Source organism: Blautia sp. AM47-4 (genome assembly GCF_003479865.1).
Taxonomy (GTDB): domain Bacteria; phylum Bacillota; class Clostridia; order Lachnospirales; family Lachnospiraceae; genus Fusicatenibacter; species Fusicatenibacter saccharivorans.
Genome location: NZ_QUHY01000047.1, coordinates 1 through 11,426, shown reverse-complemented (window position 1 = coordinate 11,426; position 11,426 = coordinate 1). Strand labels below are relative to the sequence as shown.

Sequence of the window (11,426 nt, the reverse complement as noted above, 5' to 3'; positions counted from 1 at the left end):
TTATAAGTTCCAATTTCTTTTTTGGTTCTAAATCTTCATTTTTAGCAATATATCTTTTACATGATTTCAATGTCTTTGATGTATTGACATATTCATTTTTTTCTTCCTCAATCATCAAAAAAAGTTTTTTCCAATACATGGCATCATTAACATTTTTATCTACAACACATACTTTATAATTTGAATCTGATGAATTAAATATAAGACATCCTTTATCCAATTTCTTAGGATTAATACCCTGTTGGCATTCAATATCATATCCATTTTCAGTACTATTAACTTGCAAATAATAATCTTTAGATTCTGATTTATAAATTCCTACAGCATCAGTGACATTATCATCTATTATGCAGTTTTGTAAATATACTATACACAATTCTCCTGCTTTTATGTTAGGATGCACTGACACTTCATACAGGTGCTTAGCAATATTTACAGATTGCTCATAAAACTGATCTGAATTATCAAATATGTGTTTTACATAATTATATATTTCATTCATTGCTATATCTGTCTCATGTACAAACCTGTATGTTATATCAAATTTAAATGTTGAAAAAAAGAATTGTTTCAGATACTGATTTGTTACTTTATTATTAGTATCACATATTTCTGTTGATAAATCTAGCGATTCACCTTTTACTTTATTTCCTACATTATGAATAATCATATTTTTTATGTTTACACTTGAAAAATCCTGCATGTCATCACCACTTTCTATCCAAAATGTATTATTACTTTTCTATGCCATCATTCTTTTCTCCGTTTCATGAACAATCACATACTTTGTATCTTCTTTTTCTTGTTCTAATTGTGTCCTTGCAAACTCCGCAATCGGTTCCGCAACAGCCAATGCTAAGCGTACCGGCACTGCATTACCTATCTGCTTATACACCAAATCAAGTTTGGCATTATCATTTCTGTTACTTGTTCCTCTGCTAAATTCATACCAATCCGGAAATGTCTGAATTCTTGCTATTTCCTTCACTGATAGGCGTCGATTATTCTCTTCCCCATCACTAAAGACATATCTATCCTTGCCAACATGTTCCATAGGTGCTCCTGCTGGATGGATCGGTGCCTGTCTACCTGATGCCTGAATCGTAAAACTTGGTTGTGACCATAGTTTTTTTCGATTACGCGACATAAAAATAGTAGAATACGAGCCTGTAAAATAATCTCCCGGATCATCCTCTAAATCACCAATAGCATCACGAAGTGTTACCACCTCTTTCAATCCATCAATACCATACCCATGTGTAGGTTCCGGATGAACATATTCAAAGTCTATATCATTCCTGACACCAACCAAAATTACTCGTTCTCTTATCTGTGGCACACCATATTCTGCCGAGTTTAAAAGCTTGTGATATATTGTATATCCTGCTGCTGCAAAGTCCTGAACAATCTGCTTGAAAACCTCACCCTTTCCAAGAGTCATCATTCCTTTTACATTCTCAGCCACAAAAATTTTTGGTTTGCTCTGCATCAGGCAACGAATAAAATGTAAGTATAAAAAGTTTCTCTTATCATCAACCAATCTCGGTCCAGCCTCTGAAAAGCCCGGGCAAGGGAAACCGCCTAATACAATATCTGCCTTGGGAAACTCCTTTATTTTTCTTATATCACTCTTGTCCATGTATATATACTTACCTGCATTCTGTGCATAGGTTTCTCTTGCTTCATCAAATATATCGTTTACATAAATCGTATTGAATACATTATTATTGATATTTTCATCAAAGACCTTTTTGTCGGCAAATGCTACTTCCATAACTTCTTCGCCCATAACTGCTTTTAAGCCTGCTAATTCGAAGCCCAAATCCAGACCACCGCATCCCGAAAATAGTGACAGCAGGTTCCACTTATTGGGATCATAGTTAAGCTTATCAAACTCAATCTCTTCACTACAATCTGCAAATGCCTGTCTTTCTTCTTCAATTTTTTTATTTAGAAGTTCTTTTACTTCATCAACTTTATAATCTGGAGCGGGTTTAAATTTACCACGCCCTCTTTCTTCTAAAATAACAGCCATGTTTGTCACCTCTATACTATTTTATCAGTTCCCGAATTATCCTCATCAATATCTTCTGTTGTTCTAATATTTAATTTCCGCATATAATGAATAAGTCTTTCAGCCACCTCATCACCTTTTACTATTAATGGCTTGTCAAAAACAAGTTCGGGAACTAATCTATTATTAATTGCATCCCAATTTACTTGAACTGATAACGGTCTATTCCCATCCCATTTTTCAGCAAAAGTTCTGTAATTCAAAGCCTTACAAGCAAAATAAATATCCGGGTGCATCATTACATATTCTCTTATAGGAATCATTTTATCTATTACATCTTGCGCAGAATGAACATTCTCATCCATCAATATGTAGTTAGCCACACCGCTATCTCTTATGATTTGTCCACAAACGCTCGCATTTTTCTTATCTGGAGAAAGATTACTTCCTGCATAAACATCTACTACCTGTTCATCTGTAAGTAACATTTTCCCAGATAAGTCTCCACCACTTTTATTAAGCAACTCAAATTTCCATCCGAGGGTAATTGAACCCTTTTCAGTTCTTCTAAATCCATTTTTATAAATCAGCATTCGCTCATAAAATTTATCCTGAATAGCTGTAGTAGAGTGTTCTATAATATCTATCCAATCTTCACCAAATAATTGTTCTGCACGTTCTGCACTCATCTTATTTTCAATAAAATCAGCATTTTCTTTCTTATAAGAAATTTTAATTTCAATATCACCCTCATCTGATTCTGCCAAAATATAAATGTCTGTTTTAGGTTCTCCTTTACGACATGTTGGTTTCCCAGATAAAACTACTGCATATTCTTTTCCTTCAAAGACAAACTCTGTCCCTTCTAACATAAATCCTAATATTCGTCTTTCTGCCTCACCAAAATCACCCATGTCATACCTCCTAATATTTTTTTCTGCAAATCTCATCTTTTCCAATATTCACAAATGAATTAATGTGCAATTCCCCAATGTCAGTTGCATTTTTCTTTATAAAATCAAACAATTCTGGATAATTATCCAAATAATAATACATTTGAGGACATACAAAATTGGGATTAAACTTGCGAAGTGTTTCTAATTCTATTTCCTTTGTCATCTGAAAAGACAATACTGGCATTGCGTAAGTATGTCTTGTAAGAAAACCATCTATTCTTTCACACACTCCTTTATCCGACTTGTATTGTTCTCTCCATGTGTTAATATCAATTCTCTTACCTAAATGAATCCTTCCAACTATCATTTTCGCAGGAGAACTAACATACATATATGCCATTATTTCTTCATTTGGAAATGTTCTTCTATACTCAAATAGCTTGCTACCATCCATAATTTTATTGTACCATTCTGGCTTGAAGCTCAATAACATTGTTCGCATAATAACTAACTTCCTTAATAAGTAATTAGAAAATTGTCTATCTAACAGCATTATACATATCATATATGTTCAATAATCTGGACTCATATTTCCAATATTACTTAAAAATAGCATTCCCATTCATAGAAATAAAGACAAAATCCCAAGGTAATTTTACCACAATTCTCATGAATTCTCCACATTAATTTCCTTTCTTTTTTGTGAATTTTTCACATCACCTTCCTCTCCTCACATCCTTGATCTTCTCTCCGATCCACTCCATAAACTTCTCCAGCAGATTAATCCCACCAATCACAAACTGTTTCATAAACTCATATGCCTTTTCCAGCTTGTCCTTTAGGCTACGATTCTCCTCCCGCAATATCTGGTTCTGATACCTCAGCTCTATCACCTGCTCCTTCAGATAATCATCTCCATCGACCGCACCAAGCAGTTCCTTCTTAAGCCTTTCCGCCTCTTCCAGTTCAAATTCAGCCCGTTCAGTCTGTAATTTTGCAGTATCCGAAATCATCATCCACTTGTCAGCCTCTTTTTTCGCCACCTCAATTTCCTTCTGTTTATCTGTGAGCTTATCTACATTCTCATAATATTCCAGCCTTAATTCCAAATTCTTTAAGCGTAAATCCGTTGTTTCCAACTGCAATTTCTGATTTTCGACTATGGTATCATCCAGCTTCTTTTGAGCCTCAGACTGTTCTTTTCTAAAACCATCTCGCTTACTTTCAATTTCTTTCTCCAGAGACTCAATCCGTTCCTCTTTTAATTCCAGTACAACTTGTGCCCCCTCTATCTCCTCCTCAAGTTCAGCCACTTCTTTTGCCCGTTCCTGCTTCTTATAATCCAGTACGGATAAATGCTTATTGTGTGTATCTTTCTTTTTCCAGTCAATTCCGTACCGGCTCATAATAAGGGCAATATCATCTTTCTCCGCCTCCGCCCACTGCTTCCATTCGGTATTGCCTTTTCCTTCACTTACAAATCCTCTTGTCGCTAGTGCAGCCTTAAGACTTGTCTTTGTCTCCAATCCTCTCTTACAGCCTGATACCCACGGGATAAAATTCAGATGCAAATGTGGTGTTTCCTCATCCAAATGAATATAGGCACCAATCACATAAAGCTGTGGATTTCGAAGTTGGAACTTTTTCACATAATCCTTCAGCACCCATGTTGCAACCTCTGCAGAATAACTACCTACTCCGGTATCATCCTTGTTGCCTATCTGAACGATAACCTCATAAAATAATTTTTCCTGCTTGCTTCTTGAAATCTTATCATAATAACTTTTAATCTGCCTATCCTTGCGTTTCTGCTTTGCATTATATTCCTTAAGTACCTCGTCAAACAATTTGTGATATGCCTGCTTAATATCCTCATGGATAAGAGTGATATTATTCTTGGTACGGCTGGCATCTACATTGTCAGCTATAAATCTTCTCGTGTTGTGCCCGATGGAACCTTCCCCATTCATAAAACTGATAGTTCTTTCCATAGTCAAAATCCTCCTCTTTTGGTATGTATATATGCACCTCCTTCTTATCCGTAATGAGTGCCGGATACGGCACGAAACAGCAGATTTCCCTGGGAAGGTTTTGTTACTTTTGTCAAAAGTAACGCAAAAGCACTTTTGACAGCTTCGCTATCAAAAATGCAGACCCGCAAGCGGGTTTTGCGCTCCTCGCCGGAGTGGCTATACGGCTCTCCCCGCCGGATAAAGTTCCCTTTCGGGAGCTTATGAGTCGCGGATACGCGACATATTATTTACCAGCCACAGCCCCGATACAGAACTTCGCTTATCCCCTAATGAAAACAGTCCACCACATCATGCAGAACTACTTCCTCTGCTATCATTCTTGCCTGAGTTCGTAGCTGATACATTTCCACAAAAGAATTCAACTGCTTTGGTTTATGTTTATGTAACCACTCATTTTCAATATCTTCCAGCAATTCATAAGCCACTTCATTTACCTCTGTTGCTTTATCATGTAATTCTCCAAATCGTAGCAGACTTCTGTATCGCTGCGGATATTCCTTCTGTATGTAATCCATCCACATACGACCATATTTGCCAACATCTGTACTGTTCTCCTCTCCACCTAATGTAATCAACGGATAAAAAATGCCGTCTTTTTCTATGTATTTCACACCTAATTTTTCAAATAATGTTTCTTCGCTCATAGCAGTCACTTCCTTTATATAAAATATCTGTTATTCCTCATTTGGTACTGTAAGGTGTTTCATATCCGCCAATGTTCTCGGTTGTTCCTTGAAGCCTTCCAATATTTCCAGCATGGAACGGATGGGAGTAAGTAACTCCCCATCCATATCCGATGCCTTTTCTATCCTCTCAAGCTCATGCTCAATCCTTTGCAGGTTCTGCCGGAATTGTACCAACATCAACGGATTGCCTGTGGCAACCACCTTTTGATGAAGAACACTCTGGGTAATATAATCCTGCTTGGTACGAAATCCACTGAGCTTCACTCTGTTATTCAGTTCTTCATTTTCCTCCGGCGACATGCGAAATGCGATTGTCACATTACGCCATCTGTTTTTATCATCTCTATTCTTTTCTGACATTGACCAACGCCTCCCTTTCTGTTTCCAGTTGTGCTGCCATATCCGTCTGCACCGTTGGAAATAAATGTGCATAATGATATGTGATATCAACCGCCTCATGCCCGACTCTTTCCCCTATTGCCAATGCTGAAAATCCCAAGTTAATCAACAGAGAAATATGAGAATGTCGTAATCCATGAATTCGGATTCTCTTCACTCCTGCAAGCTTTGCACCTCTATCCATTTCATGATGCAGATAACTTTTTGAAATGGTGAAAATTCTGTCATCATCCCTTATTCCATAAAGACTGCTTATGAAATCCTCCATCTCAACAGTAAGAAAATCCGGCATAACAATTGTTCTGTTACTCTTTGGTGTTTTCGGGTCTGTAATTACATCTTTGCCTTCCAGTCTCTGATATGACTTGTTTATCCAAAGCGTTTTCTTTTCAAAATTGAAATCACCCGGTGTCAAGGCAAGCAGCTCACCTTCACGAATACCAGTCCAATAAAGTATTTCAAATGCATAATAGGAAATAGGCTTATCTGCCACGCACTCCAAAAATGCCTGAAATTCCTCCTGTGTCCAGAACTCCATTTCCTTATTTTCTTCTTTGCCCATAGTTCCGGCTTTTCGTGCCACATTATCCTTTAGACCATACATATTTACCGCATGATTTAATATGGCACTTAGCTGATTATGAATGGTTTTCAGATAGGTAGGGGAGAACAACTCCCCATTATCCTTTTTCAGCTTCATAATCTCATTTTGCCACTGGATGACATCCGAGGTCCGAATATCATCCAGTTTTCGCTTCCCGAAATAAGGCAGAATCTTTGTCTCAATGATGTGCTTCTTTGTCAGAAAAGTATTGCGCTTTATTCTTGGCTCTAAATCCGTCAGATAAATATCCACAAAACTTTTGAAGCTCATACTGATACTCTGATCCTCTTTCAGTTTGAAATTCCGCTCCCATTCAAGGGCTTCGCTCTTCTTGGCAAAGCCTCTCTTGGTTTTCTGTTTCCTTGCTCCGGTCAAATCCTTATAATAAGTTCTCACCTCCCACATTCCGGTCCTATTATTCTTGATAACTGCCATCTATCCCACCTCCTTATCCGTAGATAGCCCGTAGATTCGTTTCATAAAATACTGTGTACTGACACGTCCTTTTATTGTCACGAATCCATCAGCCTCAAGTTCCGCATTCAGCCGTCGTATCAGTTTATAGGAATACGATAGTGAAACTCCCAGCATTTCCATTACATCCTGCGCTGTCAAAAATCTCTTGTTCTCCATAAGCTAATGCCTCCTCTCTTTTGTTTTTATTATTCAGTTCATTTTCGAACGGTTGTGATGTGTATTATATTAACAGTTCATTTTTGTACTGTCAATACTTTTTAGCAAAAAACATTTCACTTTTGTACTGTTAATGATATAATGTACGCGAAGGCAAAAGTGAGCATGGAGTTTTGCCGATTGACATGCGAAACATGAACAAGCGGCAAAGCACCATGAGAACGCGCCCGCGAGCGAGGAAAACTGAAGTTTTTTCAAGTTTTTGCCTTCGCAGAAAACGTATTTAGTATTAATGTACGATGCATGATTTGTACCTCGTGTCTCCGTGCATGCTACAACACTCATTCCACGAATAAGGAGCAGTTAAGATGGGCGAGAAATTCACCAGCCGGGTAGGCTATTTGATTCGAAACTTCAGAATTGCATCTGATATGACGCAAAAGGAATTAGCAGATAAATGTGGATTAAACGAATCCACCATCCGAAACTATGAACTTGGAAACAGATATCCGGATGAAGCGACTTTATTAAATATTGCAAACAATCTAGGAGTCAGTTTTTATGCATTATCTGACCCTGATGTTGCAAATATATTCAGCGCACTTCATGTGCTGTTTGACATTGAATGGGCATATGGATTACGCCCTACTATGAAAGGTGAAGAAGTTTGCTTTAAATTTGAAGAGCGGCTTCCAAATGCCGGTCCCCGTCCACAGGAAGACCTTGATAACTTCCGAAAGATGGTTGAGTATTGGGCACGTTTACGAGACAAACTGGAAGATGGAGAAATATCAGAAACGGAATATTATCTTAAAGAGGTAAAATACCCAATGAACCCAATAGACCCAAATAAAGAGTACACTGTTTCGTTGAATCTTGATGATGACGACCAGCTACTGGTTCAAAAAATGAATGAAGATGACGATGTAGAAGAAGCTGCTGAATTGTTAAAAGACTTGTTTCCGGATTTCTCTTATGTGAAAAGGAAAAGGAAACCGAAAAGAGAATAATCTGAAAGGACACAATTATGGATAAATTACAATACGATAGTTTTTACAAATTTCTCGTTTCACTAGGCATGTTGCTTATCACACTACCTGTATTGGCATATCTTTATATACTTAACACAAACTACAAACTCATAAGCCAAAATGATTACGATAACCTATCCGAAATTTCAATTCAAAGGATGAATGATAATTTAAAATTATTAGATTTCACAACCACAATTATGCCTGTAGTTTCCATTGTACTTATTGTAACAGGTCTAGTCTTAATAATTATTGGCTGTTGTAAATGGTATAGCATTCAAAAAGAACTTGACGAGCAAATAAAATCTGATACCATTACCAAAAAGATTAACGCCACACAATTAAGTTCTTCAGAAACTGTTGAAAAAGTAGCTAATGAAATCTCTACAGAACAAAACAATTCAACAAATGTTTTATCCGACAGAGTTGTAAGATACATGCAAATAGAGGATAAATGTTACAAATATTTTTTCCAAAAGCTTTCTCGCAGATATCTTCTCAAACAAAACTTGCGTATAGGCAGACTCGAATACGATATTATCGCTCTCTCAAAACATACCAAGAATGACTTGATTTTTGAAATCAAATATTGGACTATTACTAATATTACAAATAATAGACTTGAACATTTGATAACGAATGTTAAATATATGTGTGAAAACTATAAATCTAATACAGACCGTAACTGTAAATCTGTGATAGTCATAGTTGCACCCAAAGAAAAAATCGAGAAAATTCAAAACTGCTGTCTCAATCACTTTGATGATTATAAAGATTCACTATTAGAAAATGTTAGCTTTGAATTCTTTGCAGAAGAAGATTTATAAGCAATTCCCCAAACCCCTTTTGGGAATCTTTTGTTTACGAAAAAAACAAATAAAAAACTTTAGAGGTAGAAAATGATTGGATTGATTGTTGCAAGGTCAAAAAATAATGTTATTGGTAGAAATGGTGAGATTCCTTGGAAAATCAAAGGTGAGCAAAAATTTTTTAAGGAACTTACAATCGGAAATATTGTAGTTATGGGAAGAAAATCTTATGAAGAAATTGGTCATCCACTTCCAAATCGCCAAAATATAATAGTATCAAAGACAATGAAATATGAAGGCGAAAACCTAATTACTGTATCATCTTTGGCAGAAGCATTGGCACTTTCTGACAATTCAAATATTTATATAGCAGGAGGGTATGGAGTATACAAAGAGGCTATCCCTTTTGTTGATGTAATGTACATTACAGAAGTAGATATGAATATCGAAGATGGAGATGTATTTTTTCCAGAGTTTGATGTAAATGATTTCGATTTGATTATAGGTGAAACATTTGGCGAGAATACTAAGTATACGAGGACTACATACATAAGAAAGAAGTAGCCATTGTAACCAGGACCTTCCAAGAACGTCCAGACAAATACAATATACTGCAATTTGAATTTGATACTGATCAATCTTGCTTGTTGAGTGTTATTCAAGATATTGAAAATGAAAATATGGTGATATGGTATGATTACACCAAAAATAGGAAGGCGGAAATTATATGCTCAATATAGATGCAAAAGGAATATTAAAAAACACTGGTAGAATAACCCCCATCTTTCCCGGCATTCGTCCTACCACAATGATTAAAAAAAACTGTATGACAACCTCTGTTCTTAGCTTTGATAGTGCTGTATCCTTGAACAAATCTATCCCCGCTTCCATTACTTTTATTTCACCGAAACATTATGCAAATATATTATGGCTCAACAAGTGTTTGGATATATATGAAGGTCCAAGAGTAATAGGCACTTTCATAGTAACTGAAATAACAAATCCTATCCTTGATGCAAATGCTGAAAAGTGGATATTCATTGATGGACGTGATATCCATACGCTTAATGATTTTTTTGACCAAATAGAACAGAAATTAACTTCTAAAATTGACTTCAAAATAGGTCGTAATATGAATGCTTTTAGCGACTTGCTGTGGGGTGGATTTGGCATTCACGAATATGCTGAACCGCTTCACATTGTTTGGATATATTCCACACAAAGCAGAAAGGCATTGGGAAACAAATATTTCGATACAATCATATCAATTATTGAAAACCACGAAAGTAATAACAAATACTTGGAACTATACGATGAACATATATTTTGATCTGTCTTTACGGGGCATCAGATTTCAAATATTAGATAAAATGTCCCTTTTTGACAAAGACTATCTTTCTTCCCTATGAGATAATGCTATATATACGGAGGATGCAAATGGAAAATACAATCGCAAAGAACATCATCTATTATGCTTATAACAGAACTAAACAACATGAAGTAGCAAAAGCGCTAGGCTATTCGACAAAGCAATTGACTAGAATTTGCAAGGCCGTTTTTAATCGTACCTATAAACAATTTCAGCGAGAACTAATTTTCTCCACCATTTTAGAACGAATACGTGACTGCAATACACCTCAATCAATTGCAGATGAATTCTTTAACGGGAATGTACATCAATTGTATGCCTATGTAAAATCTTTCTTAAATGTTCCTCCTAAACAAATCTCAACCAAAGGAGGGCACTATATGACTGCAGCCGAAATACAAATTCTCGAAACCAAAGTAATTACCATGTTGGCTACAAATCCAACCAGAAATCTTACTTTAAAACAATTAGGAGTTCCAAGATTTATTATCACAAATTTAAGACAAAAAGGATACAATATTATCTCAGTTCCAGGTCGTTATAATGGCGGATACAACCTTAACTATACCTCAAAGTCTAATTGTCTTAGCTGGATTAACAACATCCGCATATATCGATATGGATTACCCGGAAATTATTCCTTCTAAATCAGTTTTCAAATATTATTGTCATTTGATTGTCACTCAACTAAAAACGAGCCAAGGAACGCCGTAAATTCGGCATTTCTTGGCTCATGTACATTATTCAAACTCCAGACAGACAGTATGCTATATAAGTGAAAATCATTGATTTTAAGGCATTTTCAGGAACTATCAACCACTAAAATCTATGTGAAAAAAAATAAAAAATGCAATAAAAATGCAATCGAAGTACATTCAGATTTTATAAGATAGACCAGCAAACCTCAATATCATCCCAAAATAGACGTTCAACAATGGGCGTCTATTTTTTG

The 11,426-nt window shown here is 36.1% G+C and carries 14 protein-coding genes; 5 read left to right on the top strand and 9 right to left on the bottom strand.

Features of this window, described 5'->3' with window-relative positions; genetic code table 11:
- The 9 genes from DW965_RS17610 to DW965_RS17570 all read right to left on the bottom strand — a co-directional run.
- The coding region (locus tag DW965_RS17610; protein WP_119198637.1) for a nucleoid-associated protein at positions 1-703 on the bottom strand (703 nt) is incomplete at its 3' end.
- Positions 704-742: 39 nt separating this feature from the next.
- Positions 743-2,035 (bottom strand): DNA cytosine methyltransferase, encoded by a 1,293-nt coding sequence (locus DW965_RS17605; protein WP_117761170.1) that lies wholly within the window; start codon positions 2,033-2,035, stop codon positions 743-745.
- Positions 2,036-2,046: 11 nt separating this feature from the next.
- Positions 2,047-2,928 carry a hypothetical protein gene (locus DW965_RS17600; protein WP_117761168.1) on the bottom strand — a complete coding sequence of 294 codons (882 nt, stop codon included), beginning with the start codon at positions 2,926-2,928 and terminating at the stop codon, positions 2,047-2,049.
- Between the two features lie 10 nt (positions 2,929-2,938).
- Positions 2,939-3,412 carry a hypothetical protein gene (locus tag DW965_RS17595; protein WP_118662497.1) on the bottom strand — a complete coding sequence of 158 codons (474 nt, stop codon included), beginning with the start codon at positions 3,410-3,412 and terminating at the stop codon, positions 2,939-2,941.
- A 214-nt stretch (positions 3,413-3,626) separates the two neighbouring features.
- Positions 3,627-4,901, bottom strand: a complete 1,275-nt coding sequence (locus tag DW965_RS17590) for a plasmid recombination protein (protein ID WP_117761164.1) — start codon at positions 4,899-4,901, stop codon at positions 3,627-3,629.
- 308 nt (positions 4,902-5,209) lie between these two features.
- The gene (locus DW965_RS17585; RefSeq protein WP_117761162.1) at positions 5,210-5,587 is read right to left on the bottom strand and encodes a TnpV protein; all 378 of its coding nucleotides are present in this window, start codon (positions 5,585-5,587) and stop codon (positions 5,210-5,212) included.
- 30 nt (positions 5,588-5,617) lie between these two features.
- Positions 5,618-5,989, bottom strand: coding sequence for a plasmid mobilization protein (locus DW965_RS17580; RefSeq protein ID WP_117761160.1), 372 nt, complete (start codon positions 5,987-5,989; stop codon positions 5,618-5,620).
- A complete protein-coding gene (locus DW965_RS17575; protein WP_117761157.1) occupies positions 5,973-7,067 on the bottom strand; it encodes a site-specific integrase in 1,095 nt (364 codons plus the stop codon). Before DW965_RS17575 ends, DW965_RS17580 begins: the two co-directional genes overlap by 17 nt.
- Positions 7,068-7,265: a hypothetical protein gene (locus DW965_RS17570; protein ID WP_022431210.1), complete on the bottom strand. Its 198-nt coding sequence runs from the start codon at positions 7,263-7,265 to the stop codon at positions 7,068-7,070.
- A gap of 368 nt (positions 7,266-7,633) precedes the next feature.
- Here DW965_RS17570 and DW965_RS17565 point away from each other — a divergent pair, with 368 nt between their 5' ends.
- From DW965_RS17565 to DW965_RS17545, 5 genes are all read left to right on the top strand, one after another.
- Positions 7,634-8,275 carry a helix-turn-helix domain-containing protein gene (locus DW965_RS17565; RefSeq protein WP_117761155.1) on the top strand — a complete coding sequence of 214 codons (642 nt, stop codon included), beginning with the start codon at positions 7,634-7,636 and terminating at the stop codon, positions 8,273-8,275.
- 17 nt (positions 8,276-8,292) lie between these two features.
- A complete protein-coding gene (locus DW965_RS17560; RefSeq protein WP_117761153.1) occupies positions 8,293-9,123 on the top strand; it encodes a hypothetical protein in 831 nt (276 codons plus the stop codon).
- A gap of 72 nt (positions 9,124-9,195) precedes the next feature.
- A complete protein-coding gene (locus tag DW965_RS17555; protein ID WP_012740003.1) occupies positions 9,196-9,669 on the top strand; it encodes a dihydrofolate reductase in 474 nt (157 codons plus the stop codon).
- A gap of 163 nt (positions 9,670-9,832) precedes the next feature.
- Positions 9,833-10,435, top strand: a complete 603-nt coding sequence (locus DW965_RS17550; RefSeq protein WP_117761151.1) for a barstar family protein — start codon at positions 9,833-9,835, stop codon at positions 10,433-10,435.
- 107 nt (positions 10,436-10,542) lie between these two features.
- On the top strand, positions 10,543-11,121 hold the full coding sequence (locus DW965_RS17545; protein ID WP_117761149.1) for a helix-turn-helix domain-containing protein: 579 nt from the start codon (positions 10,543-10,545) through the stop codon (positions 11,119-11,121).
- Positions 11,122-11,426: the final 305 nt, after the last annotated feature.